Source organism: Aeromicrobium sp. CF3.5 (assembly GCF_051262695.1).
Classification (GTDB): Bacteria; Actinomycetota; Actinomycetes; order Propionibacteriales; family Nocardioidaceae; genus Aeromicrobium.
Genome location: NZ_JBIMEZ010000001.1, coordinates 70,876 through 96,967, shown reverse-complemented (window position 1 = coordinate 96,967; position 26,092 = coordinate 70,876). Strand labels below are relative to the sequence as shown.

At 66.2% G+C, this 26,092-nt stretch carries 19 protein-coding genes and 3 rRNA genes; 19 read left to right on the top strand and 3 right to left on the bottom strand.

What is annotated here, in order from left to right; translation table 11 throughout:
- The first annotated feature begins 44 nt into the window (after positions 1-44).
- The 8 genes from argG (at position 45) to argH (ending at position 8,912) form a co-directional block, all read left to right on the top strand.
- Complete coding sequence (argG, locus tag ACHAA3_RS00450) at positions 45-1,475, top strand: argininosuccinate synthase (RefSeq protein WP_435706955.1); 1,431 nt, start codon at positions 45-47, stop codon at positions 1,473-1,475.
- Between the two features lie 2 nt (positions 1,476-1,477).
- Positions 1,478-2,542, top strand: coding sequence for an N-acetyl-gamma-glutamyl-phosphate reductase (argC, locus tag ACHAA3_RS00445; protein ID WP_435706954.1), 1,065 nt, complete (start codon positions 1,478-1,480; stop codon positions 2,540-2,542).
- A gap of 139 nt (positions 2,543-2,681) precedes the next feature.
- Entirely contained in the window at positions 2,682-3,848 is a 1,167-nt protein-coding gene (gene argJ / locus ACHAA3_RS00440; RefSeq protein WP_435706953.1) for a bifunctional glutamate N-acetyltransferase/amino-acid acetyltransferase ArgJ, read from the top strand.
- A 25-nt stretch (positions 3,849-3,873) separates the two neighbouring features.
- Positions 3,874-4,848, top strand: coding sequence for an acetylglutamate kinase (gene argB, locus ACHAA3_RS00435; RefSeq protein ID WP_435706952.1), 975 nt, complete (start codon positions 3,874-3,876; stop codon positions 4,846-4,848).
- Positions 4,845-6,053 carry an acetylornithine transaminase gene (locus ACHAA3_RS00430; protein ID WP_435706951.1) on the top strand — a complete coding sequence of 403 codons (1,209 nt, stop codon included), beginning with the start codon at positions 4,845-4,847 and terminating at the stop codon, positions 6,051-6,053. Before argB ends, ACHAA3_RS00430 begins: the two co-directional genes overlap by 4 nt.
- Positions 6,050-6,970, top strand: a complete 921-nt coding sequence (gene argF / locus ACHAA3_RS00425; protein WP_435706950.1) for an ornithine carbamoyltransferase — start codon at positions 6,050-6,052, stop codon at positions 6,968-6,970. Before ACHAA3_RS00430 ends, argF begins: the two co-directional genes overlap by 4 nt.
- Positions 6,967-7,497, top strand: coding sequence for an arginine repressor (locus ACHAA3_RS00420; RefSeq protein WP_435706949.1), 531 nt, complete (start codon positions 6,967-6,969; stop codon positions 7,495-7,497). The genes argF and ACHAA3_RS00420 overlap by 4 nt, the downstream gene beginning before the upstream one ends.
- 2 nt (positions 7,498-7,499) lie before the next feature.
- On the top strand, positions 7,500-8,912 hold the full coding sequence (gene argH, locus ACHAA3_RS00415; protein WP_435706948.1) for an argininosuccinate lyase: 1,413 nt from the start codon (positions 7,500-7,502) through the stop codon (positions 8,910-8,912).
- 11 nt (positions 8,913-8,923) lie between these two features.
- On the opposite strand, the gene ACHAA3_RS00410 is transcribed toward argH, so the two are convergent.
- On the bottom strand, positions 8,924-9,301 hold the full coding sequence (locus ACHAA3_RS00410) for a hypothetical protein (protein WP_435706947.1): 378 nt from the start codon (positions 9,299-9,301) through the stop codon (positions 8,924-8,926).
- A gap of 110 nt (positions 9,302-9,411) precedes the next feature.
- Between ACHAA3_RS00410 and ACHAA3_RS00405 the strand changes: the two genes are divergently transcribed.
- Together ACHAA3_RS00405 and ACHAA3_RS00400 are read left to right on the top strand one after the other, a co-directional pair.
- Positions 9,412-13,305, top strand: a complete 3,894-nt coding sequence (locus ACHAA3_RS00405) for a Pls/PosA family non-ribosomal peptide synthetase (protein ID WP_435706946.1) — start codon at positions 9,412-9,414, stop codon at positions 13,303-13,305.
- A complete protein-coding gene (locus ACHAA3_RS00400; protein WP_435706945.1) occupies positions 13,302-14,624 on the top strand; it encodes a M1 family metallopeptidase in 1,323 nt (440 codons plus the stop codon). Before ACHAA3_RS00405 ends, ACHAA3_RS00400 begins: the two co-directional genes overlap by 4 nt.
- Here the strand turns inward: ACHAA3_RS00400 and ACHAA3_RS00395 are convergent.
- The gene (locus ACHAA3_RS00395) at positions 14,593-15,129 is read right to left on the bottom strand and encodes a 4'-phosphopantetheinyl transferase family protein (protein ID WP_435706944.1); all 537 of its coding nucleotides are present in this window, start codon (positions 15,127-15,129) and stop codon (positions 14,593-14,595) included. The two genes, ACHAA3_RS00400 and ACHAA3_RS00395, sit on opposite strands and share 32 nt — an antisense overlap.
- Before the next feature lie 38 nt (positions 15,130-15,167).
- Here ACHAA3_RS00395 and ACHAA3_RS00390 point away from each other — a divergent pair, with 38 nt between their 5' ends.
- The 3 genes from ACHAA3_RS00390 to ACHAA3_RS00380 are packed head-to-tail and all read left to right on the top strand — an operon-like array spanning position 15,168 to position 16,731.
- The gene (locus tag ACHAA3_RS00390; RefSeq protein ID WP_435706943.1) at positions 15,168-15,791 is read left to right on the top strand and encodes a peptidylprolyl isomerase; all 624 of its coding nucleotides are present in this window, start codon (positions 15,168-15,170) and stop codon (positions 15,789-15,791) included.
- A 14-nt stretch (positions 15,792-15,805) separates the two neighbouring features.
- Complete coding sequence (locus ACHAA3_RS00385) at positions 15,806-16,372, top strand: DNA-3-methyladenine glycosylase (RefSeq protein WP_435706942.1); 567 nt, start codon at positions 15,806-15,808, stop codon at positions 16,370-16,372.
- Positions 16,373-16,425: 53 nt separating this feature from the next.
- A complete protein-coding gene (locus ACHAA3_RS00380; protein ID WP_435706941.1) occupies positions 16,426-16,731 on the top strand; it encodes a hypothetical protein in 306 nt (101 codons plus the stop codon).
- A gap of 109 nt (positions 16,732-16,840) precedes the next feature.
- Here ACHAA3_RS00380 and ACHAA3_RS00375 read toward each other — a convergent pair whose 3' ends face one another.
- Positions 16,841-17,497 carry a DsbA family oxidoreductase gene (locus tag ACHAA3_RS00375; protein WP_435706940.1) on the bottom strand — a complete coding sequence of 219 codons (657 nt, stop codon included), beginning with the start codon at positions 17,495-17,497 and terminating at the stop codon, positions 16,841-16,843.
- A gap of 72 nt (positions 17,498-17,569) precedes the next feature.
- On the opposite strand from ACHAA3_RS00375, the gene ACHAA3_RS00370 reads away from it, so the two are divergent.
- The 6 genes from ACHAA3_RS00370 to ACHAA3_RS00345 all read left to right on the top strand — a co-directional run bounded on the left by ACHAA3_RS00370 (position 17,570) and on the right by ACHAA3_RS00345 (position 26,055).
- Positions 17,570-17,956, top strand: a complete 387-nt coding sequence (locus tag ACHAA3_RS00370; protein WP_435706939.1) for a universal stress protein — start codon at positions 17,570-17,572, stop codon at positions 17,954-17,956.
- A 47-nt stretch (positions 17,957-18,003) separates the two neighbouring features.
- A complete protein-coding gene (gene tyrS, locus ACHAA3_RS00365; RefSeq protein ID WP_435706938.1) occupies positions 18,004-19,278 on the top strand; it encodes a tyrosine--tRNA ligase in 1,275 nt (424 codons plus the stop codon).
- Between the two features lie 504 nt (positions 19,279-19,782).
- Positions 19,783-21,302: ribosomal RNA gene (locus tag ACHAA3_RS00360) — 16S ribosomal RNA — on the top strand.
- Between the two features lie 316 nt (positions 21,303-21,618).
- Positions 21,619-24,736 (top strand): 23S ribosomal RNA (locus ACHAA3_RS00355).
- Positions 24,737-24,880: 144 nt separating this feature from the next.
- A 5S ribosomal RNA gene (rrf, locus tag ACHAA3_RS00350) occupies positions 24,881-24,997 on the top strand.
- Together the 16S, 23S and 5S rRNA genes form the textbook arrangement of a ribosomal RNA operon.
- 104 nt (positions 24,998-25,101) lie before the next feature.
- A complete protein-coding gene (locus ACHAA3_RS00345; protein WP_435706937.1) occupies positions 25,102-26,055 on the top strand; it encodes a tetratricopeptide repeat protein in 954 nt (317 codons plus the stop codon).
- Positions 26,056-26,092: the final 37 nt, after the last annotated feature.

Sequence of the window (26,092 nt, the reverse complement as noted above, 5' to 3'; positions counted from 1 at the left end):
CACCCAGACTGCAAGATATTGCAGAGTTGTGCAATACTGTGAGCATGTCCAAGGTACTCACCAGTCTTCCCGTCGGCGAACGCGTCGGCATCGCCTTCTCCGGAGGCCTCGACACGTCCGTCGCGGTCGCGTGGATGCGTGACAAGGGCGCCATCCCTTGCACGTACACCGCCGACATCGGCCAGTACGACGAGCCCGACATCTCCGGCGTGCCCGGTCGCGCCATGGAGTACGGGGCCGAGCTGGCCCGCTTGATCGACTGCAAGCGTCCGCTGGTCGACGAAGGGCTGGCCGCACTGGCCTGCGGCGCCTTCCACATCCGCTCGGGCGGCCGCACCTACTTCAACACGACGCCGCTGGGCCGCGCCGTCACCGGCACCCTCCTCGTGCGCGCCATGCACGAGGACGACGTCAACATCTGGGGTGACGGCTCGACCTTCAAGGGCAATGACATCGAGCGGTTCTACCGCTACGGGCTCCTGGCCAACCCTGAGCTGCAGATCTACAAGCCGTGGCTCGACGCTGCGTTCGTCGCCGAGCTGGGCGGCCGCACCGAGATGAGCCAGTGGCTCGTCGAGCGCGGCCTGCCGTACCGCGACAGCCAGGAGAAGGCCTACTCCACCGACGCCAACATCTGGGGTGCGACCCACGAGGCCAAGACGCTCGAGCACCTCGACGTCTCGCTGGAGACGGTCGAACCGATCATGGGCGTGAAGTTCTGGGACCCCGAGGTCGAGGTCGTCACCGAGGACGTCACGCTGTCCTTCGAGGAGGGACGCCCCGTCGCGATCAACGGCGTGCGGTACGACGACCCCGTCGCCCTGGTCCACGAGGCCAACGTCATCGGCGGTCGCCACGGCCTCGGCATGTCCGATCAGATCGAGAACCGCATCATCGAGGCCAAGAGCCGCGGCATCTACGAGGCCCCGGCCATGGGCTTGCTGTACATCGCGTACGAACGGCTCGTCAACGCCATCCACAACGAGGACACGATCGCCAACTTCCACCAGCACGGCCGCAGGCTCGGCCGGCTGATGTACGAGGGCCGTTGGCTCGACCCGCAGGCGATGATGCTGCGTGAGTCGATCGAGCGGTGGATCGCCTCGCTGGTGACTGGCGATGTCACGATCCGGCTGCGTCGCGGCGAGGACTACTCGATCATGGACACGCAGGGTCCGGCGTTCTCCTACCACCCCGACAAGCTCTCGATGGAGCGCACCGACAACGCGGTGTTCGGGCCGACCGATCGCATCGGCCAGCTGACGATGCGCAATCTCGACATCGCCGACTCGCGCGCCAAGCTCGAGATGTACGCGTCCCAGCCGCTCGACCAGGGGCAGGTGCTGGTGGAGAACGGCACCCTGTTCGGCGAGCTGCCGGCCGGTGGTGCCATGCGCATCGAGGCGAACCCGTCAGCAGGCGCCGACGAGGAGCAGTCGCTGGATGCTGCCGCCATGGAATCTGGGACGGACTGACCATGCCTGACGTCAACGACTCCAAGAAGTTCACGGTCGCGGTGGCCGGCGCCAGCGGCTATGCCGGTGGCGAGGTGCTGCGCCTGCTGCTGGACCACCCCCACATCGAGATCGGTGCCCTGGCCGCGGCGTCGAGCGCCGGATCGAGACTGGGCGAGCACCAACCACACCTGACCCCGCTGCACGACCGGATGCTGGTCGAGACGAGCGCGGAGACCTTGGGTGGACACGACGTCGTCTTCCTGGGGCTGCCGCACGGTCACTCCGGTGCCGTCGCAGCCGAGCTCGGTGACAGCTCGCTCGTGATCGACCTCGGGGCGGACCACCGTCTCGAATCGGCCAACGACTGGACTGAGTACTACGGCGGGGAGCACGCCGGCACCTGGGCCTACGGCCTGCCCGAGCTCATCGTGGGTCCAGGGCGTCAGCGCGACCACCTGGTCGGCGTCGACCGCATCGCCGTTCCCGGCTGCAACGTCACGGCCGTGACGCTCGGCCTCCAGCCCGCGATCGCTGCCGGGCTGGTCGACCCGACCGACATCGTCGCAGTTCTGGCCAACGGCTACTCCGGCGCAGGCAAGGCCGCCAAGCCGCACCTGATGGCCTCCGAGGCGCTGGGTGCCGCGGTGCCCTACGCCGTGGGAGGCAGCCACCGCCACGTCCCGGAGATCGCACAGAACCTCACCAAGGCAGGAGCCAGTGACTTCTCGATCTCCTTCACACCGACCCTGGTGCCGATGGCGCGCGGCATCCTGGCGACCTCGACGGCCCGCATCGCAACCGGGACCTCGATCGAGCAGGTTCGCGAGGTCTTCGAGCAGGCCTATGGAGACGAGCCCTTCGTGCACCTGCTGCCCGAGGGCCAGTGGCCCTCGACCGCGGCCACGACCGGTTCCAACACGGCTCTGATCCAGGTCGCGATCGACGCCAAGGTCGGCCGCCTGGTCGTCACCAGTGTCATCGACAACCTGGTCAAGGGCACCGCCGGCGGTGCCATCCAGTCCATGAACATCGCCCTGGGTCTCCCCGAGACCACGGGCCTTCCGTCCACAGGAGTCGCACCATGAGTACGTCCCAAGATTCCCAGGAGCACCCCGAAATATTCCAGGCGTCCCCCAGAAACCTGACGCTTCACCCTCGTTGCAACAGGGGTGAAGTGTCAGCTTCGGGGGTTCTCCTGGGAATCTTCACACCCGGAGGAACACCATGAGCGTCACGGCAGCGCAGGGATTCCGGGCCGCGGGAGTGGCTGCCGGTCTCAAGAGCACGGGCGCAGCCGACATCGCCGTCGTGGTCAATGACGGACCCACCCAGTCGGCCGCAGCCGTCTTCACGTCGAACCGGTGCAAGGCCAATCCGGTGCTGTGGAGCGAAGAGGCCATCAAGGGCGGCACGGCGAAGGCCGTGGCGATCAACTCCGGTGGCGCGAACTGCTACACCGGCGCCGACGGGTTCGCCATCACCCACCAGACCGCAGAGCTGGTCGGTGAACGCCTCGGCGTCGGCGCGGTCCAGGTGCAGGTGTGCTCCACGGGCCTCATCGGCCTGCTCAACGATCGCGACGCCCTGCTCGGCGGGGTCGGGGCAGCCATCGACGGGCTCGACCACACCGCCGGTGACGCTGCGGCCGCCGCCATCATGACCACCGACTCGGTGGCCAAGCAGGCTGTGGCCCAGGCATCCGACTTCGGCGATGAGGGGTGGATCGTCGGTGGCATGGCCAAGGGCGCTGGCATGCTCGCCCCGGCCCTCGCCACGATGCTCGTGGTCATCACGACCGACGCCGACGTCGATCCCGTCACCGCCGACGCTGCACTGCGCGCCGCCACGGCACAGACCTTCGACCGCCTCGACTCCGACGGCTGCCAGTCCACGAACGACACGGTCCTCCTCATGGCCAGCGGAGCTTCGGGAGTCTCCCCGGACGTCGAGGTGCTGACCGATGCCGTCACCGCGGTATGCCACGATCTCGCGATGCAGCTGCTCGCCGACGCCGAGGGCGCCGACCACGAGATCGCGATCGAGGTCGTGGGTGCCGCCTCGGAGGACGACGCACTCGAGGTGGGACGTTCGGTGGCGCGCAGCAACCTGTTCAAGTGCGCGATCTACGGCAAGGATCCCAACTGGGGCCGCATCCTGGCGTCCGTCGGTACGACTCAGGCCACCTTCGACCCGGCGGATCTCGACGTCGCCCTGCAAGGCGTGTGGGTCTGCCGCAACAGCGGGCCGGGGGAGTCCCCGAACACCATCGACCTGACCGATCGCGCGGTCTCGGTGACGATCGACCTCAAGTCGGGCGATCGCACGGGCACCATCTGGACCAACGACCTGACCACGGCGTACGTCCACGAGAACTCCGCCTACTCCAGCTGACATGACACCAGAGAAGAATCCAGACATGAGCACTGATTTTCCCGACCCCGACCACGAGTGGCATCCCGACGAGTGGAAGAAGGCGACCGACAAGGCCGCCACCCTCGCCGATGCGCTGCCCTGGCTGAAGCGCTATCACGGCAAGGTGATCGTGGTGAAGTACGGCGGCAACGCCATGACCGACGAGTCGCTCAAGCAGGCGTTCGCCGAGGACATCGTCTTCATGCGACTGGCCGGCTTCAAGCCGGTCGTGGTGCACGGCGGAGGTCCGCAGATCAGCTCGATGCTCGATCGCCTCGGCATCGAGTCGGAGTTCAAGGGTGGCCTGCGCGTCACGACGCCCGAGGCCATGGAGGTCGTCCGCATGGTGCTGACCGGTCAGGTCGGCCGCGAGCTGGTCGGGCTGCTGAACCAGCACGGCGACCTGGCCGTCGGGCTGTCCGGAGAGGACGGTGGCCTCTTTCGGGCCAAGCAGTGGAAGCCGGTCATCGACGGCGAGCCCACCGACATCGGGCTGGTCGGCGAGGTCGTGGGCGTCCGTCCCGAGGCCGTGCTCGACCTGATCGAGGCCGGCCGCATCCCGGTGGTCTCGACCATCGCTCCGGACGAGCATGGTCAGGTCCACAACGTCAACGCCGACACCGCGGCTGCTGCCCTCGCCGCAGCCCTTGGCGCGGAGAAGATGCTGGTCCTCACCGATGTCGAGGGCCTGTACGCCGACTGGCCGAACAGCACCGACGTCATCGGCGAGATCAGCCCGGAGGCGCTCGCTGAGATCATTCCCGGCCTGGCCACCGGCATGATCCCCAAGATGACCGCCTGCCTCAAGGCGGTCCAGGACGGCGTCAAGCGGTCCACGGTGATCGACGGCCGTACCCCGCACGCCGTGCTGCTGGAGATGTTCACCGACGAGGGTGTCGGCACCCAGGTGGTGCCGGGCGTGGAGACGCGCATCCGCACGGCGCTGTACACCACGAGCGCCACGGGAGACGACGCATGAGCTCGACGCAGCACGATTCGGCCCAGCAGTGGACCGAGCGCTACACGCACGCGGTGATGAACACCTTCGGCCCGCCGCAGACCGTCCTGGTGCGCGGTGAGGGCTGCTACGTCTGGGACGCCGATGGCAAGCGCTACCTCGACCTGCTGGCCGGCATCGCGGTCAACGCCCTGGGCCACGCCCATCCGGCTCTGGTCGAGGCGGTGTCCACCCAGATGTCAACCCTGGGGCACGTCTCGAACTTCTTCGCCACCGAGCCACAGGTGGGTCTCGCCGAGAAGCTCCTCGAGCTGGTCGGCCAGCAGGGTCGGGTGTTCTTCGCGAACTCCGGTGCCGAGGCCAACGAAGCCGCGCTCAAGGCCACCCGTCGCACCGGTCGTACCAAGATCGTGGCCACGCACGGTTCTTTCCACGGTCGCACGATGGGCTCGCTCGCACTGACCTCGAAGGAGGCCTACCGGGCCCCCTTCGAGCCGCTGCCCGGCGACGTCCTCTGGGCGCCGTACGGCGATGCCGAGGCGCTCGAGGCAATCGTCGACGACACGGTCGCAGCAGTCGTCATCGAGCCGATCCAGGGCGAGGCCGGCGTCATCGTGCCGCCCGACGACTACCTGGCGAAGGTTCGCGAGATCACCCAGCGCCACGGTGCCCTGATGTGGATCGACGAGGTGCAATCAGGCATGGGTCGCGTTGGTGAGTGGTTCGCGTACTCCGCCTCCGGCGTCGTGCCGGACCTGCTGACCCTGGCCAAGGGACTGGGTGGGGGTGTCCCGATCGGAGCCTGCATCGGCATCGACGAGGCGGCCATGCTGCTGCAACCGGGCAACCACGGCACCACCTTCGGTGGCAATCCCGTGGCCACCGCCGCAGCCCTCGCGGTGATCGACACCATCGAGCGCGACGAGCTGCTCGCGCACGTCGTCGAGATCGGACAGCGGTTCCGTGACGGGCTGGGCGACCACCCCCGCGTCACCGACATCACCGGGCGGGGCCTGTTCCTCGGGGTCGTGCTGAGTGATCCAGTGGCGGCCGAGGTCATGAAGGCTGCGCTCCCGGCCGGCCTGATCGTCAATGCACCCACCCCCGATCGTCTGCGCATCGTGCCGCCGCTGATCCTCACCGCCGACCAGGCCGACGACGCCGTGGCGATCCTGCGCGAGCTGCTCGACACGGTGCCTGCTGCGCCGGCCGGGACGTCCTCGTGAGGCACTTCCTGCGCGATGACGACCTCAGCCCGGCCGAGCAGGCCGAGGTGCTGGCGCTCGCGGCCGAGATCAAGGCAGCGCCGTACGCGCGCACCCCGCTTGCCGGGCCGCGCAGCGTCACGGTCGTCTTCGACAAGGCGTCCACGCGCACCCGGGTCTCGTTCGCGGTCGGCATCGCCGATCTGGGTGGCCACCCGGTCATCCTCGAGACGGCCATGACCCAGGGGGCGCGCGGCGAGATGGTGGCCGACACCGCGCGTGTGCTCGGCAGCATGACCAGCGCCATCGTGTGGCGCACGTCGGCCCAGTCCGGGCTCGTCGAGATGGCTGAGCACGCGGGTGTGCCGGTGATCAACGCCCTCAGCGACGACTTCCACCCGTGTCAGATCCTCGCCGACTGGCAGACCGTCATCGAGCGCAAGGGCGCCCTCGCCGGCCTCACGGTGGCGTTCCTGGGAGATGGTGCCAACAACATGGCGCACTCCTACCTGCTCGGCGGAGCCACGGCCGGCATGCACGTGCGGGTCGGTGCGCCCGAGGGATATCACCCCAGCCCCGCGATCCTCACGGAGGCCGAGAACATCGCCGGCACGACCGGGGGATCAGTGCTCGTGACCGACGATCCGGTGGTGGCCGTCACGGGCGCTGACGTCGTCATCACCGACACCTGGGTCTCGATGGGGCAGGAGGCCGAGAAGAAGGCACGTCTGGCTCTGTTCGGCCCCTACGCGGTGACGCCGGAGGCCATGGCCCTGGCTGCGTCCGACGCCATCGTGCTGCACTGCCTCCCGGCCTACCGCGGCCTGGAGGTCGCCGCCGAGGTGCTCGACGGTCCGCAGAGCGCCGTGTGGGACGAAGCAGAGAACCGTCTGCACGCCCAGAAGGCATTGCTGGTCTGGCTGCTGGAGCGCGCATGAGCATCCCGGCCACCAAGGCAGCGCGGCAACAGCTCATCATCGATCTGTTGGGGCGACACACGGTGCGGTCCCAAGGAGATCTGACGGTCCTGCTCGACAGCCACGGCGTCACGGCCACGGCCTCCACGGTGTCACGTGATCTGGTCGAGCTCGATGCCGTCCGGGTGCGCCACACCGACGGTTCGCTGGTCTATGCGGTGCCGGCGGAGGGGGGCGATCGCACGCCTCGCTCGGCCGAGTCGACCGACGCGGCTCAGAACCGGTTGCAGCGGCTGGCCCGCGACGTGCTCGTCTCGGCCGACTCCACCGGAAACCTCGTGGTGCTGCGCACGCCGCCGGGCGCCGCGCAGTACCTTGCCTCGACCATCGACCACACCGCGCAGCCAGACCTTCTGGGCACGATCGCGGGCGACGACACCGTGATGCTGATCGTGCGCGACGCCGACGGTGGGGCCGCCATGGCGCGTCGGTTCCTGGCACTGGCCGACCTGCCGCTGGACGTCTCCCACCCATCAGAGAGGGTCTGATCGTGACCTCCGCATCGGACAACACCAGCCACGAGAAGACGGGCCTCTGGGGCGGCCGCTTCGCGTCCGGCCCCTCGCCCGAGCTCATCGAGCTCTCGCGCTCGACTCATTTCGACTGGCGTCTCGCGCCGTACGACCTGGACGGCTCGCGCGCCCACGCCCACGTGCTGGCCGCCGCGGGGCTGCTGGGACCCGACGACCTGGTGGCCCTGATCGCGGGCATCGACGCGTTGGCCGGGGACGTCGAGGCCGGTGACTTCGTGCCGGCTCCCGGCGACGAGGACGTGCACAGCGCGCTCGAGCGCGGCCTGATCGAGCGTCTCGGGCCCGAGCTGGGCGGTCGCCTGCGCGCCGGCCGCTCGCGCAACGACCAGGTCGCCACCCTGTTCAAGGTCTACCTGCGCGACCACGCCCGCGTGCTGGCCCGGCTCGTGCGTGACCTGGTCACGGCGATCGCCGACCAGGCGGAGGCCCACCTCGGCGACCCCATGCCGGGACGCACCCACCTGCAGCACGCGCAGCCGGTGCTCCTGTCGCACCACCTGATGGCGCACGCCTGGCCGCTGGTGCGCGATCTCGACCGCCTCGCTGACTGGGACGAGCGAGTCGGTGCCGACTCGCCCTACGGGTCAGGTGCTCTTGCGGGAACCTCGCTGGGGCTCGATCCGCGCAAGGTGGCCGCCGATCTCGGCTTCAGCGACTCCACGCCCAACTCCATCGACGGCACGGCGGCGCGCGACTTCGTGGCCGAGTTCGCCTTCGTCACCGCCCAGATCGGCGTCGACATCTCCCGGCTCGCCGAGGAGATCATCATCTGGAACACCAAGGAGTTCGACTTCGTCACGCTGCACGACGGGTACTCCACCGGCTCGAGCATCATGCCGCAGAAGAAGAACCCTGACATCGCCGAGCTGGCGCGCGGCAAGGCCGGCCGACTCATCGGCAACCTGTCCGGCCTGCTGGCGACGCTCAAGGCCCTGCCGCTGGCCTACAACCGCGACCTGCAGGAGGACAAGGAGCCGGTCTTCGACTCGATCGACACGCTCGAGGTCCTGCTGCCGGCGTTCACCGGCATGGTCGCCACGCTCACCTTCCACACCGAGCGCATGGCTGAACTGGCGCCCCAGGGATTCGCGCTCGCCACGGACATCGCCGAATGGCTGGTGCGCCAAGGAGTGCCGTTCCGCATCGCCCACGAACTGTCCGGTGCCTGCGTGCAGGCGTGCGAGCAGCGCGGCATCGAGCTGTGGGACCTGTCCGACGACGACTTCGCCGCCATCTCCGAGCTCCTGACCCCGGGAGTTCGCGAGGTGCTGACGGTCCAGGGCTCCCTGGCCTCGCGTGACTCCCGCGGCGGCACGGCGCCGGACCGGGTCGCCGAGCAGCTGACCGAGCTGCGTGCACGGTTGGACTAGCGGTGAACTGATCAGCAGGTCGACGGCGGTTCGGGCAGTGCGGCTCTGATCTGGGCGACGACCGTGTCCAGCGCGTCGACGTCGGCCGAACTCAGCACGAGGGGAGCGAATGCCCGCGACGTGGTGAAGCCCGGTGGTTCACCACAGGGGTCGTCGGGCGATCCGACGGTCGCCGGTTCGCAGACCGTGACGGCACTCCCGTCGCGCACGGCGGTGAATGACCGTCGATCGTCCAGCTCGAGGATCCGGGGGGCCTCGACACCGAGCAGCTCGCGGGCGCCGTCGAAGGTGGGCGCGTACCCGATGGGAGCTGTCAGGCAGTCGGTCGAGCAGGCCGACGCCGTCGACACGGCGAGTGCCGCGGCGACGGTGACGAGCCGAGCTTGCATGTCTCGAAGATAGCCCAGGCACGATGCCAACGTCCTGCGACAGATCCGCTCCATCCGGTCGCGTCACGTGCGTTCACCGCACGTTCACGCGGCTCGGGCATGATGTTCCGGTGGCCGAGAATCACGATCTCGACGTTCGGCTGCTGAGGTCGAACCTCGCTGCCTCGCCTCGGACGATGGTCGACATCCTGCGGGAGACCGCCGCCAGGTTCCCCGACGATCCCGCCATCGACAACGGCGCCGTCGTGCTCACCTACGGAGACCTGCTCGAGCGGGCCGATGAGGTGGCCGACCATCTGGCCGCGACAGGCGTCGGCCCGGGGTCGAGGGTCGGCATCCGCGTGGAGTCCGGCACGGTCGACCTCTACGTCGCGATCCTCGGCACGATCCTGGCCGGGGCGGCCTACGTGCCGGTCGATGCCGACGACCCGGACGCTCGCGCACGAGTGGTGTTCGACGAGGCCCAGGTGGCAGCAGTGCTCGGATCCGGCCTGGTCTGCACCCCACGGGGCGTCGCACCTGCGGTCGCCCGTGCCGTCCCCGGGCTCGAGGACGACGTGTGGGTCATCTTCACCTCCGGCTCCACCGGCACCCCCAAGGGCGTCGCGGTCTCGCACCGCTCGGCGGCCGCCTTCGTCGACGCCGAGTCGCGCCTGTTCCTCACCGAGGCACCCATCGGCCCGGGGGATCGGGTCATGGCTGGGCTCTCTGTGGCGTTCGACGCCTCCTGCGAGGAGATGTGGCTGGCCTGGCGCCACGGCGCCTGCCTCGTTCCCGCGCCGCGGTCACTGGTGCGCAGTGGCACCGACCTCGGCCCGTGGATGACGGCGAACGCCGTGACGATCGTGTCCACCGTGCCGACGCTCGTCGCGCTGTGGCCGGCCGAGGCGTTGGACGCCGTGCGACTGCTGATCCTCGGCGGCGAGGCCTGCCCGCCCGAGATCGGATCCCGACTGGCCCGCCCGGGCCGCGAGGTCTGGAACACGTACGGCCCGACCGAGGCCACCGTGGTCGCGTGTGGCGCACAGCTGACCACCGAGCCGCCCGTGCGCATCGGCATGCCCTTGGACGGCTGGGACCTCGCGGTCGTCGATGACGACGACCACCCCGTGCCGCAGGGTGAACCGGGCCAGCTGATCATCGGCGGTGTCGGGCTGGCCCGTTACCTCGACACCGAGAAGGACGCCGCCACCTACGCGCCCATGCCGACCCTCGGATGGGATCGCGCCTACCGGTCCGGCGACCGCGTGGTCTTCGACGGAACCGGCCTGCTGTTCGTGGGTCGCGGTGACGAGCAGATCAAGATCGGCGGCCGGCGCATCGAGCTCGGTGAGGTCGACGGGGCGCTCCTCCAGCTGCCGGGGGTCCTGGCAGCTGCCACCGCAGTGCGCACCACCGAGTCGGGCAACAAGATCCTGATCGGCTACGTCAGCACCGAGTCGGACTTCGACGCCGGAGCGGCCGCAGCTCGGCTGCGGGCCGCGATGCCAGCGGCGATGGTGCCGCGGCTCGCCGTGGTCGCGACCCTGCCCACCCGCACGTCGGGCAAGATCGACCGCGACGCACTGCCGTGGCCCATCCCCGCGAGCGAGACCGATCGGGCTGCCCCCGACGAGATCACGGGCACGGCGGCCCGCATCAGTGAGTCCTGGCGCAGGTTGCTCGGCTCACCGGCGACCTCGCCGACCGACGACTTCTTCGCACTCGGGGGCGGGAGTCTCACCGCCGCCCAGCTCGTTGCAGAGCTGCGCTCGGAGTGCCCCGACCTCACGGTCGCCGACGTCTACGAGCACCCGCGCCTCGTCGATCTCGCCACGGCGGTCGAGCGGCTCGGAACGGGCAGCGGGCCGACCAACGAGTCAGTGCGTCCGGTGCCCCTGAAGACGCAGACCGGTCAGGTCGTCGCCAGCGTGGCACTGCGGGGCCTTGGCGGGCTGCGGTGGGCCACCTGGCTCGCAGTCCTCACCGCCGTGCTCTCCACCACGGACCCGTTCAGCGATCTACCGGCACCCCACCCCGTGTGGATCGTCGTGGGGCTGGCGCTGCTGGTGTTCGCGCCCGGACGCATGCTGCTGGCCGCCGGGGCGGCACGCGTTCTGCTGCACGGGGTGGAACCGGGGGAGCACCCCCGCGGTGGAAAGGTCCACCTGCGACTGTGGTTGGCCGAACGCATCGCCGACGAGCTCGGGGCGGCCTCGCTGTCCGGTGTGGCGGTCATGACCTGGTACGCCCGCCTCCTGGGCGGTGACGTCGGCCGGGGTGTCGATCTGCACACCGTCCCACCGGTGACCGGCATGCTCACGATCGGCCAGCGTGCCGCGATCGAGCCGGAGGTCGACCTCTCGGGCTACTGGGTCGACGGCAACACGCTGCATCTGGGCCACGTGCACATCGGCGCCGACGCCCGCGTCGGGGCGCGCACCATGCTGGCCGGGGGAGCGCGGATCGGCAAGCGGGCCGAGGTCGCTCCGGGCTCGGTGGTGTTCGGTCATGTGCGTGCCGACGAGTACTGGTCCGGCGCTCCCGCCGTGCATTTCGGCACGACCCGCGGGCCGGCCGCCGAGGACCTCGCCCCGCGTCGCACCTCGTGGCAGGTGGCCTATGCGGTGAGCGGCCCCGCCATCGCCGTGCTGCCGGTCCTGGCCGTGCTGGCCGGATTCACCGCCGCCCTGCCGTTCGTCGACCTCGGAGCAGACGTCGTCTCGACCGCCGGCCACGTGCTGGTCGCGCTACCGCTGATCGTCCTGGTCGGGTTCGTGACGCTGTGCGCCCTCGTGCTGGCGGTCGTGCGTGTGCAGTCCATCGGCCTGGTCAGCGGGGTGCACCCGGTGCACGGTCGCCGAGCCTGGCAGGCATGGACCATCCTGCGGGTGCTCGACGAAGCCCGCACCTGGCTCTTCCCGTTGTACTCCAGCTCGCTGACGTCCGTCTGGCTGAGGTGTCTGGGTGCCCGCATCGGACCCGACGTCGAGGCCTCGACCGTGCTGATGCTGCCGAAGCTGACGGTCGTCAACCAGGGTGCCTTCCTGGCCGACGACACGATGTTGGGCATGTACGAGCTCGGAGGTGGGTGGCTGCGGATCGAGCGGGTCAAGATCGGTCGTCATGCCTTCGTCGGGAACTCTGGCATGACCGCGCCGGGCCGCAAGGTGCCCAGGGACGGGTTGGTCGCCGTGCTGTCGGCGGCGCCGCGACGGGCCAAGGCCAAGGCCGGCACCTCGTGGATCGGCAGTCCGCCGGCCAGGCTGCCCCGATCTGCATCCGATGCGGACACCTCTCGCACCTTTGAGCCACCGACCCGACTGAGGTGGGCTCGCGCAGCGGTCGAGGCAGCACGCATCGCGCCCCTCGTCGTGTCCGCAGCTCTCGCCGTCGGCAGCGCGGCAGGCATCCTCGCTGCAGCTGACCACAGCTGGTGGCTCGCGGCGCTGGTGGCGGGACCTGTGCTCGTCCTGGCGGGAGCTCTGGCCGCGGCGATCTCGAGCGCCGCCAAGTGGCTCCTGGTGGGTCGGGTGCGCGCCGAGGACCATCCGCTGTGGAGTGGGTTCGTGTGGCGCAACGAGCTGGCCGACACCTTCGTCGAGGTCGTGGCGGCGCCGTGGTTCGCCCGCTCCGTGGTCGGCACCCCGATCCTGACGTCGTGGCTGCGCTCGATGGGCGCGCGCATCGGTCGCGGCGTGTGGTGCGAGACCTACTGGCTGCCTGAACCGGATCTGATCGAGCTGCGTGACGGCAGCACGGTCGGCCGTGGGTGCGTGGTGCAGACCCACCTGTTCCATGATCGGATACTGAGCATGGACACCGTCACGCTGCGGACGGGGGCCACCCTGGGGCCGCACAGTGTCGTGCTGCCCGCCTCGAGCCTGGGGCGTCACGCCACGATCGGCCCCATGTCGTTGGTCATGCGCGGCGAGGTCGTCCCGCACAAGACGCGGTGGATCGGTAACCCCATCGGCCCGTGGGCCGGAGCCGCAGACCCCAGCAAGGAGCACGTCACCCCATGAACCCGCTGTCCGTTCCCGCGGCCGATCCGCGCTACGTCCCCGGTCACGGTGACCCCACCTACGCCGTCGAGTCGTACGACCTCGAGCTCAGCTGCACGCTGGAGAACAACGGCCTGACAGCCAGGGCCACGCTCTCGATCGTGGCGCTGGAGGATCTCGACCGGTTCGCTCTCGACCTGTCCCACCTCCGGGTGCAGCGGCTCAAGGTCGACGGCACTGCGGCCAAGTACACCCAGCGCCAGCACAAGGTGCTCGTGCGCCTCGGCCGTCTGGTGGCCGCGGGGGAGCGCTGCGAGGTCGTCGTGCAGTACTCCGGATCGCCGAGGCCGATGGCCGGGCTCGACGGTGATGCCGGGTGGGAGGAGCTGACCGACGGTCTGATCGTGGCTTCGCAGCCGCACGGTGCACCGTCGTGGTTCCCGTGCAACGACCGTCCCGACGACAAGGCGCTGTATCGCTTCAGCGTCACCGCCCCCAACGACTACCGGGTCGTCGCGAACGGCGAGCTGGAGTCCAGGCCACGCCGCCGCGCCGGCGCCACGACCTGGGTGTGGCGGGAGAAGGCGCCGATGGCCACGTACCTCGCCACGCTGCAGATCGGTCGCTACGAGGTCTCCGAGGACGTCGTGCTGCGTGTCCCGGTTCGGGTCTACGCCACGTCCTCGAACATCGAGGCTGCCGAGCGCGCCTTCGGGCGCCAGACCGAGATGATCGCCTTCTTCTCCGAGGCCTTCGGCCCCTACCCGTTCGAGGCCTACTCGGCCGTCATCACCGACGACGAGCTGGAGATCCCGCTGGAGGCCCAGAGCCTCTCGATCTTCGGGATCAACCACGTCAGCGACGACTGGGAGGCCCAGCGGCTGATCGCGCACGAGATGTCGCACCAGTGGTTCGGCAACAGCCTCACCCTGCGGCGCTGGCAGGACCTCTGGCTGCACGAGGGCTTCGCCTGCTACTGCGAGTGGTTGTGGTCTGAGGCCAGCGGTGGCCCCACGACCGCCGAGCAGGTCGACCACCACGCGCGGGCCCTCGCCCAGAAGCCGGCCGACCTCCTGGTCGGCGATCCCGGGCCGGAACTGATGTTCGACGACCGCCTCTACAAGCGGGGTGCTCTGACGCTGCACGCCGTGCGACGCGCCGTGGGTGACGAGGCGTTCTTCGCACTGCTCAGAGCCTGGGTGACCGAGCACCGCCACGGATCGGTGACGACCGAGGACTTCCTGGCTCTGGTCGCGGACCGTCTGGGTCAGGACGCCGCCGACATCGTGCGGCACTGGACCGAGGACGTCAGGCTTCCGACGCTGCCCATCGGAGACTGACGTCGCTGCGACTCTGGCCGCGGTCCGGCAGAGCGATCGCCGCGACATGATGGGGTCCCACGTCGAGGTCCAGTGCGAAGGCCCCGGGCCGAGCGGACCCGGCTGGCCACTGTCGGACCCGATGGAGGCCGGCCACATCGGCGGTGTCGACAGCCTCTGGATCCACGGTGAGGCCGTCTCCGGTCAGCTTCAGCAGGGCCTCGACCCGAACCCAGTGCGCGACCCGACGCGGAGTGAGGCCAGCCGGCGGCCGCACCGGCTCGACGTCGACTCCCACAGGCCCCTCCGCAGCGAGCACAGACACGCCGCGGTCGTGGCAACGGCTCAGACTCACGTGAACGGTGGGGCCACCCAGCACGATCGGACGCCCGTGCGACGCGCTGCCGCACTGCGGACAGGCGCGGACGAGACGCAGGTCTTCGAGGTCGACCCCGGTGATGTCGGCCGCCGCAGCGAGGGTCATCTGCCGCAGTCGTTCCGGCTCCGCCGTCCAGAGCACGGTCACGTTCACACCGTCATGGTGCCATCGATACTCTCGGTCGCATGCGAACACGACTGCTGGCCCTGCCTGCCGCTGCCCTGATGACCTTCGCCCTCGCCGCGTGTGGATCCGACGAGGAGGAGCCGGCAGCGGCCGAACCGAGCGGCTGTCAGTACACCGAGACCGGCGACGGCGCCAAGCCGGTCGATCTGCCTCCCAGCGAACCGGCGGGTGGAGATGAGCTGACGATCGCCACCAACCGCGGGGACATCAAGGTCGCCCTGACCCCCGACGCCGCCCCGTGCGCGGTCAACTCCTTCGTGTCGCTGGCCGAGCAGGGCTTCTTCGACGACACCGTGTGCCACCGGGTGGTCCCCAACTTCGTGCTCCAGTGCGGCGATCCGACGGCCACCGGAACCGGCGGCCCCGGGTACGCCTTCGCCGACGAGGTCACCGGGTCCGAGACCTACCCGGCGGGCACGCTCGCGATGGCCAACTCAGGCCCTGACACGAACGGGTCGCAGTTCTTCATCGTGCTCGAGGGTGCACAGCTCGATCCGCTGTACACGGTGTTCGGCACCGTCGACGACGCGGGCCTGAAGATCGCCGAGGACATCGGCGCCGAGGGCACGGGCCCCGACGGAACAGCCCCCGTCAACGAGGTCCGTATCGAGTCGGTCAGCTGAGGTACTGAGGGCCGATGACCGCCGAGGGTCCGGTGCAGGTGCGAGCCACGTCGTTGCTCGGGCGCATCTTCACCGGTCACGGGGTGGCAGTCCGCATCACCGAGGTCGAGGCCTACGGGGGTGTCGACGACCCGGCGTCGCACGCGTTCACCCGGACTCGGCGTTCCGAGCCCATGTACGGGCCGCCCTGGCACCTGTACGTGTATCGCTCCTACGGCATGCACTGGTGCGCCAACGTGGTGACCGGCCCCACCGAGCAGGCCGCCGCAGTCCTGATTCGCGCGGGCGCAGTGGTGTCGGGCGTCGAGCTGGCCCGCGAGCGTCGCGGCGACGTCGCGAACCGCCAGCTCGCGCGCGGACCGGGCAACCTCGCACGGGCGCTGGGCATCACCGGCGATGACCTGGGCACACCGGTGGGCGAACCCGGGGGAGTGACGCTCGGCCCGGCCCCCGAGGTGCGGCCCACGATCACCGCCGGTCCACGGGTCGGGGTCTCGCGGGCCGCGGACGTGGCGTGGCGGTTCTGGGTCACGGATGACCCCACCGTCTCGGCGTACCGCCGCAGTCCGCGCGCGCCCTGAGCCAATTGATCTGAGGGCAGGCGATGTGGGCCAGGCGCACCTACGCTGGCCTCATGACCGCCACATACGAACCGACGACAGCCGATGAGGTCTACACGTCGGCTCTCGAGCCGCCACCGCGCGGGCTGGTCGGTCGCGTGGTGTGCTCGGCACTGGACCTGTGGTGCGCCATGACCGGCGGACTGCTGGAGCTGACCAGCGCTGCCGACGTGGTGGTCCGACGCCGCAGCGACTCGGCCGAGGAGTTACGGGTGGCGGGTGGGCCACCCACGGTGTCGCTGGCCCTCCTCGAGCAGGTCCGCATCGATCTGATCGAGCTGGGACCGGATCAGTTCCGTTCCGAGTGGGGCATCGACTGAGCGACCGTCGCGCCACCCATGGTGGAACTCTCCGCAGGCTCAGCCGAGACGGCGCACACGCCGTCCTCGCACACGGGCGCGCCGGGGCCGACCATCTCGAGCGGACGCGTCATGACGACACCGAACCGGCGGCCTTGCGCAGGGCCTGTTCGAACACGGCTGGTTCCTGAGCTCCTGAGACGGCGAAGCGGCCGTCGAGCACGTAGGACGGAACTCCGCCGATGCCGTACTCGACGGCCTGGTCACGGTCGGCCTCGACGTCAGCGGCATAGGTCTGATCGGTCAGTGCCTGCACCGCTTCGTCGCGGTCCAGGCCGATCTCGGCCGCCAGGTCGGCCAGATCGGCGATCCGGCCGACGTGTCGGCCCTGCTCGAAGTACGCGGCCAAGAGGCGTTCCTTCAGGTCCAGCTGGCGTCCGTGCGCCTTGGCGAAGTGCAGCAGCTGGTGGGCCAGCACCGTGTTGGTGTGCTGGAGCGCATCGAAGTCGTACGACAACCCTTCGGCGGCGGCCAGATCTGTCATCTGTGCATTCATCTGCCGGGCCTGTTCGACCGGGACTCGCAGGTGCTGAGCCAGGAACTCCTCGGACCGACCGGCGAACTCGACCGGAGTACTGGGGGAGAGCTCGTAGGAGTGGAACTCGATCTCGACCTCCCCGCCGTCATCGGCGAATGCGGCGACAGCCCGCTCGAAGCGACGCTTGCCCACGAAGCACCAGGGGCAGGCGATGTCGGACCAGATGTCGACCTTCACAGGGGCACTCATAGCGGGGTCAACGCCGGGCCGTCCGGGGTCATTCCTTTCTGCAAAAGAACTCAGAAGGACTATGGTCTTGTCATGACAATCGCTGTTGCCTGCCGCCCTGACGAATACGGTCGTGCCGCTCTGGCTTGGGCCGCCGCTCATGCTCGCACCCAGCACGACACGCTGCTGATCGTCAATGTCAATCGCGCAGATCCGCGTCTTGACGGTGGCCATGCGCGCGGCGACCACATCCAGGACTTGACCGAGGCACTCAAGGCCGATGGTGTGGCCCTCGAGGTTCGACAGGTCACCGGCGAGAACGTCTCCGACGCCGTGCTGTTCGAGGTGGAGCAAGCCGGAGCGTCGCTGCTCGTCATCGGTGTTCGGCCCCGCAGCCCGGTGGGCAAGATGCTCATGGGCAGCGTCGCCCAGTCCATCCTGCTGGACTCCCAGGTCCCCGTCGTGGCGGTCAAGCCCTGACCTGAGACGCGTCACCGATCGAGGGGGCGACCGATAAGGTCGCCGGTGTGACTCATGTCCTCGACGACCTGGAAAAGCGCAGTCTGATCGCGCACTCGACCGACGCCGACGCACTCAGAGCGGCACTCGACGAGGGGCCGATCACGTACTACGTGGGCTTCGACCCGACCGCGCCCAGCCTGCACATCGGCAACCTGTTGCAGATCCTCACGGCGCGCCGACTGCAGCTGGCCGGCCATCGGCCGTTGATGCTGGTCGGGGGTTCCACGGGCCTGATCGGCGACCCCAAGGAGGCGGGGGAGCGAGTGATGAACTCGACCGACACCGTGGCGGCGTGGGTGGAACGGATCCAGAGCCAGGTGGCCGCGTTCGTGGACTTCGACGGTCCCCACGGTGCCGTCATGGTCAACAACCTCGACTGGACGCAAGGACTGAGCACGATCGACTTCCTGCGCGACATCGGGAAGCACTTCCCGGTCAATCGGATGCTGGCTCGCGATGTCGTCAGCAGCCGACTCGAGTCCGGCATCAGCTACACCGAGTTCAGTTACGTGCTGCTTCAGTCGATGGACTACCTGGAGCTGCACCGTCGACACGGCTGCATCCTGCAGACCGGGGGCAGTGACCAGTGGGGCAACATCACGGCCGGTGTCGAGCTGATCCGACGGGCAGAGGGTGCCAAGGTGCACGCCCTCGCGACCCCGTTGGTGACCAAGGCAGACGGCACCAAGTTCGGCAAGACCGAGAGCGGAACGGTCTGGCTGGACCCCGAACGCACGAGTCCCTATGCCTTCCACCAGTCGTGGATCCAGGCGGAGGACGCCAAGGTGGGCGAGTACCTGCTGCAGTTCACCTTCGTGCCGGTCGCCGAGATCGAGGCACTCATGATCGAGCACGAGCAAAAGCCCGGACTTCGGCTCGCACAACGACGCCTGGCCGCGGAGATGACCACGCTCGTGCACGGGGCCGACCAGACCGCGAGTGCCGAGCTGGCCGCTCAGGCACTCTTTGGGCGAGCCGAGCTCATCGACCTCCCCGAGGACGTGCTCGTTGCTGCGCTGCGCGAAGCGGGTGCCGTCGATGTCGACGAGGCGCCGAGCATCGTTGATGCGCTCGTCGCATCCGGGCTGGCGCCCAGTCGTTCCGCGGCCCGTCGAGCGGTCGCGGAAGGCGGCGCGTACCTCAACAACGAGCGGGTCACCGATCCAGATCTGCGGTTGCAGGGAGAACTACTTCTGCACGGCTCGTGGGCCGTGTTGCGCAAGGGCAAACGGTCGGTGTCCGGCGTGTGCGTGGCAACCCAACAGGCGAGAAACTTCTGACCGTCGTTTCAGGCAAATTCGGAGAGCGCAAGCCAATGTGACGGCCGCCACAGGGCACGGATTTGACGGCGGCGAATCGCATCCGTAATGTTCTTCTTGTTGCACAGCACGGCGGAGCGAAAGGCCGAAAGGCAGGTCGCTCGGGCTGGCATCCATCTCGACCGAAACGATCAACGCCAGGAAGTTTTCTTCCGGATACGGATCGCTGACAACGGGGGATGCGCACGGTGACCGACCCGGGTTTGACCGGTGAAAACGAACCGTGTAAGTTAGACGAGTTGCCCCGAAGCAGCCGGCCGCAAGGCTCAAGCTGAGGTGTGCGTCTGATCCTTGAGAACTCAACAGTGTGCCAAAAGTCGACGAGATTAATTAGTAATACCCCGTCGAGACCCGTCAGTGAGCTTCGGCTCGCTGATCTCGATGGTAATCAATTCCGACAATTTATTTGTCAGCAAATAGTTTGTCGGGATCAACTGAAGTTGAGCAGGCCTTGAGCCTGCACTTTCAACGGAGAGTTTGATCCTGGCTCAGGACGAACGCTGGCGGCGTGCTTAACACATGCAAGTCGAGCGGTAAGGCTCCTTCGGGAGTACACGAGCGGCGAACGGGTGAGTAACACGTGAGCAATCTGCCCTTCTCTTTGGAATAAGCGCGGGAAACTGCGTCTAATGCCGAATATGACCTCCTTTCACATGATCGGAGGTGGAAAGCTCCGGCGGAGAAGGATGAGCTCGCGGCCTATCAGCTTGTTGGTGAGGTAATGGCTCACCAAGGCATTGACGGGTAGCCGGCCTGAGAGGGTGACCGGCCACACTGGGACTGAGACACGGCCCAGACTCCTACGGGAGGCAGCAGTGGGGAATATTGGACAATGGGCGAAAGCCTGATCCAGCAACGCCGCGTGAGGGATGACGGCCTTCGGGTTGTAAACCTCTTTCAGCGGGGACGAAGCGAAAGTGACGGTACCCGCAGAAGAAGGACCGGCCAACTACGTGCCAGCAGCCGCGGTAATACGTAGGGTCCGAGCGTTGTCCGGAATTATTGGGCGTAAAGGGCTCGTAGGCGGTTTGTCGCGTCGGGAGTGAAAACTCAGGGCTCAACCCTGAGCGTGCTTCCGATACGGGCAGACTAGAGGTATGCAGGGGAGAACGGAATTCCTGGTGTAGCGGTGGAATGCGCAGATATCAGGAGGAACACCGGTGGCGAAGGCGGTTCTCTGGGCATTACCTGACGCTGAGGAGCGAAAGCATGGGGAGCGAACAGGATTAGATACCCTGGTAGTCCATGCCGTAAACGTTGGGCGCTAGGTGTGGGGACCTTCCACGGTCTCCGTGCCGCAGCTAACGCATTAAGCGCCCCGCCTGGGGAGTACGGCCGCAAGGCTAAAACTCAAAGGAATTGACGGGGGCCCGCACAAGCGGCGGAGCATGCTGATTAATTCGATGCAACGCGAAGAACCTTACCTGGGTTTGACATATACCGGAAAGCTGCAGAGATGTAGCCCCCCTTGTGGTCGGTATACAGGTGGTGCATGGCTGTCGTCAGCTCGTGTCGTGAGATGTTGGGTTAAGTCCCGCAACGAGCGCAACCCTCGTTCTATGTTGCCAGCACGTAATGGTGGGGACTCATAGGAGACTGCCGGGGTCAACTCGGAGGAAGGTGGGGATGACGTCAAGTCTTCATGCCCCTTATGTCCAGGGCTTCAAGCATGCTACAATGGCCGGTACAAAGGGCTGCGAAACCGCAAGGTGGAGCGAATCCCAAAAAGCCGGTCTCAGTTCGGATTGGGGTCTGCAACTCGACCCCATGAAGTCGGAGTCGCTAGTAATCGCAGATCAGCAACGCTGCGGTGAATACGTTCCCGGGCCTTGTACACACCGCCCGTCACGTCATGAAAGTCGGCAACACCCGAAGCCGGTGGCCTAACCCCTTGTGGGAGGGAGCCGTCGAAGGTGGGGCTGGCGATTGGGACGAAGTCGTAACAAGGTAGCCGTACCGGAAGGTGCGGCTGGATCACCTCCTTTCTAAGGAGCACTTGGCAGCCCATCGCAAGATGAGGTTGTCCATTGGCTTGTTTGTACGGCGAATGTTCGTACGCAGGCCAGCTCACTAGTGGATCGTCGATTATTTGGTGCGAGATGACTCAGATATTGTCAGTACACCTCTTCGGAGGACGGAACCGCAGTTGATGGGAAGTCTCGCTTCAGGCACACTGTTGGGTCCTGAGGGATCAGTTACTTGATCTCTCGGACCATGCACCACTCCCGTCGCCGGGAGCATGAGCATGGGACCGCCCGTATTTTGAGAACTTCACAGTGGACGCGAGCATCTTTGTAGTAATAACAAGCTACTAAGTGCACATGGTGGATGCCTTGGCATCGAGAGCCGATGAAGGACGTTGGAGTCTGCGAAAAGCCCCGGGAAGGTGACAACCAACCTGTGATCCGGGGATGTCCGAATGGGGAAACCCACCTGGAGTAAAGTCCAGGTACCTCTGTCTGAACACATAGGGCAGCAGGAGGGAACGTGGGGAAGTGAAACATCTCAGTACCCACAGGAAGAGAAAACAACCGTGATTCCGGTAGTAGTGGCGAGCGAAACCGGACCTAGGCTAAACCCCTTGTATGTGATAGCCGGCAGGCGTTGTACCTGGGGGGTTGTGGGGCCAGATCGTTGATTCTGCCGAATCAGCAAAGAGTTATAAACCATGAGTGAAGTGGAAGCCGACTGGAAAGTCGCGACATAGAGGGTGATATCCCCGTACACGTAAGCTCATGGCTCTTTTCTGTCACCCCGAGTAACACCGAACCCCTGAAATTCGGTGTGAATCTGGCGGGACCACCCGTTAAGCCTAAATACTCCTCGATGACCGATAGCGGACAAGTACCGTGAGGGAAAGGTGAAAAGTACCCCGTGAGGGGAGTGAAATAGTACCTGAAACCATGTGCATACAATCCGTCGGAGCAGTTCCTTGTGAACTGTGACGGCGTGCCTTTTGAAGAATGAGCCTGCGAGTTAGCGTGGTGTAGCGAGGTTAAGGCGAGAGCCGTAGCCGTAGCGAAAGCGAGTCCGAATAGGGCGCCTGAGTTGCACCATCTAGACCCGAAGCGGAGTGATCTATCCATGGGCAGGTTGAAGCGCGGGTAAGACCGCGTGGAGGACCGAACCCACCTAGGTTAAAAACTGGGGGGATGACCTGTGGATAGGGGTGAAAGGCCAATCAAACTCCGTGATAGCTGGTTCTCCCCGAAATGCATTTAGGTGCAGCGTTGCGTGTTTCTTGCCGGAGGTAGAGCACTGGATGGACTAGGGGGCCTACAAGCTTACTGAATTCAACCAAACTCCGAATGCCGGTAAGTGAGAGCGCAGCAGTGAGACTGTGGGGGATAAGCTTCATAGTCGAGAGGGAAACAGCCCAGACCATCAGCTAAGGTCCCAAAGAGATCACTAAGTGGAAAAGGATGTGGAGTCGCACAGACAACCAGGAGGTTGGCTTAGAAGCAGCCACCCTTTAAAGAGTGCGTAATAGCTCACTGGTCAAGTAATTCCGCGCCGACAATTTAGCGGGGCTCAAGTGATCCACCGAAGCTATGGGATTCATGCAATAGCCCGATGGCAGTTTCGACTGTTGTCCAGGCGTATGGATCGGTAGGGGAGCGTCGTGTGGCGAGTGAAGCGGCGGTGTGAACCAGCCGTGGACGCCACACGAGTGAGAATGCAGGCATGAGTAGCGAATGAGGAGTGAGAAACTCCTCCACCGAATGACCAAGGGTTCCAGGGTCAAGCTAATCTTCCCTGGGTAAGTCGGGACCTAAGGCGAGGCCGACAGGCGTAGTCGATGGACAACGGGCTGATATTCCCGTACCGGCACTGAACCGCCCATGCTGAATCTGGTGATGCTAAGTGCCCGAAACCTTTCCTTAAGTCCTCTTCGGAGGGCATGGAGAGGCAGAGCGCACGACCCGAACCAGTAGTAGGCAAGCAATGGTGTGACGCAGGAGGGTAGCTCAACCGCGGCGATGGTAGTCCGCGGCCAAGGAAGTAGGACTGATGGTAGGCAAATCCGCCATCTACATGTCTGAGATCTGATGGCGAGACGTTTTAGTCGAAGTGAGTGATCCCATGCTGCCGAGAAAAGCATCTAGCGAGGTTCTGAGCCGCCCGTACCCCAAACCGACTCAGGTGGTCAAGTAGAGAATACTAAGGTGATCGAGTGAACCATGGTTAAGGAACTCGGCAAAATGCCCCCGTAACTTCGGGAGAAGGGGGGCCGGATTTGTTAGTGAGCTTGCCTCACGAAGCGATGAAGGCCGCAGAGACCAGGCCCAAGCGACTGTTTACTAAAAACACAGGTCCGTGCTAAGTCGAAAGACGCCGTATACGGACTGACTCCTGCCCGGTGCTGGAAGGTTAAGGGGACGTGTCAGCGCAAGCGAAGCACAGAACTTAAGCCCCAGTAAACGGCGGTGGTAACTATAACCATCCTAAGGTAGCGAAATTCCTTGTCGGGTAAGTTCCGACCTGCACGAATGGAGTAACGACTTGGGCGCTGTCTCAACCATGGACTCGGCGAAATTGCAGTACGAGTAAAGATGCTCGTTACGCGCGGCAGGACGGAAAGACCCCGGGACCTTTACTATAGTTTGGTATTGGTGTTTGGTTCATCTTGTGTAGGATAGGTGGGAGACTGTGAAGCGTGGACGCCAGTTCATGTGGAGTCATCGTTGAAATACCACTCTGGCTGAACTAGATATCTAACCTAGGTCCGTTATCCGGATCAGGGACAGTGCCTGATGGGTAGTTTAACTGGGGCGGTTGCCTCCCAAAAAGTAACGGAGGCGCCCAAAGGTTCCCTCAGCCTGGTTGGCAATCAGGTTTCGAGTGTAAGTGCACAAGGGAGCTTGACTGTGAGAGTGACAACTCGAGCAGGGACGAAAGTCGGGACTAGTGACCCGGCGCTGGCTTGTGGAAGCGGCGTCGCTCAACGGATAAAAGGTACCCCGGGGATAACAGGCTGATCTTCCCCAAGAGTCCATATCGACGGGATGGTTTGGCACCTCGATGTCGGCTCGTCGCATCCTGGGGCCGTAGCAGGTCCCAAGGGTTGGGCTGTTCGCCCATTAAAGCGGCACGCGAGCTGGGTTTAGAACGTCGTGAGACAGTTCGGTCCCTATCCGCCGCGCGCGTAAGAAACTTGAGGAAGGCTGTCCCTAGTACGAGAGGACCGGGATGGACGAACCTCTGGTGTGTCAGTTGTTCTGCCAAGAGCACCGCTGATTAGCTACGTTCGGAAGTGATAACCGCTGAAAGCATCTAAGCGGGAAGCACGTTCCAAGATGAGGTTTCTCACTGGTTTACCAGGTAAGGCCCCCAGCAGACCACTGGGTTGATAGGCCGGAAGTAGAAGTGCAGCAATGCATGGAGCTGACCGGTACTAATAGGCCGAGGGCTTGTTTCTTACAAAGATTACCGCGCGTCCACTGTGAGGTTCCCGAGATACGGTCGGGAGCCTGTTCGAGGCCTAAGGGCCTCTCCTCAGGTGGGGTTCGACGAATTCGTCGGCTCCGTCTGAGAGGAACGGCTTTTGATATCTCCATAGAGTTTCGGCGACCATGGCAAGAGGGAAATACCCGGCTACATTCCGAACCCGGAAGTCAAGCCTCTTTGCGCCGATGGTACTGCACTGGAGACGGTGTGGGAGAGTAGGACGTCGCCGGACAATCATTTGCGCGAGGCCGCTCCTTCGGGAGCGGCCTCGCTGCATTTCCCCTGCGACTGCCGCGATGGCAGCGTGTGGGGCACTGACACGAAAGGACCTGCCTGATGGCTGAGTCGAACAGGCCCCGTGGGGGCGGATCGAGCAATCGCCGCGACGGCGGTCGCCCGCCAGCATCAGGGCGAGGCAGCGGCGGGCGTGACGGCAAGCCGGCCGGCCGAGACGACCGGGGAGGCAGCGGTCGAGGTCGTGATGATCGTGGCCGCGACGACCGTCGGCGTGACGACCGAGGCCGCGATGATCGTGGCCGGGGTGATCGCCCGACCGGTGGTCGAGGGCGCCCCGACTCGCGTCGACGCCCCACACCTGAGGAGCGCACCGCTGAGCAGCAGATCTACGACGGTCCGCCCATTCCGGACGACATCAGCGCCAGCGACCTGGACAAGTACGCCAGGCAGCAGCTGCAGGGCCTGCCCGAGAAGCTGGCCGACAAGGTCGCCAGGCACCTCGTGATGGCGGGTCTGTTGATGGTCGAGGATCCCGAACAGGCCTACAAGCACGCGTTGGCGGCGCGGGCTCGAGCGACGCGCTCGGCCCTGGTGCGCGAGGCGTGCGGCGAGACGGCCTATTCCGCTGGCAAGTGGACGGAGGCTCTGTCGGAGTTCCGCGCCGCACGGCGCATGTCGGGCAATCAGATGTACGCGGCCATGATGGCCGACTGCGAGCGAGCACTGCGCCGTCCCGAGAAGGCCATCGCCTACGACACGCCTGAGCTGCGCATGAAGCTCGACGATGCCGGAGGTGTCGAGCTGTCGATCGTGGTGGCCGGGGCCAGGCGCGATCTCGGTCAACCCGAAGCTGCTGTACGGCTGCTGGAGACAGAAGCACTACACACGCCCAGTCGAGCACCCTGGGTGGCCCGACTGCGCTACGCCTACGCCGATGCGCTGCTGGACGCCGGCCGCACCGAGGAGGCGCTCGAGTGGTTCCACCGCACGGTGGCCGTCGACAACGAGTCCTTCACCGATGCCGCCGATCGTCTCAAGGAGCTCGGGGCCTGAAGATCCACAGGCCGACGTGAGCGTCGGTCTGTCCACA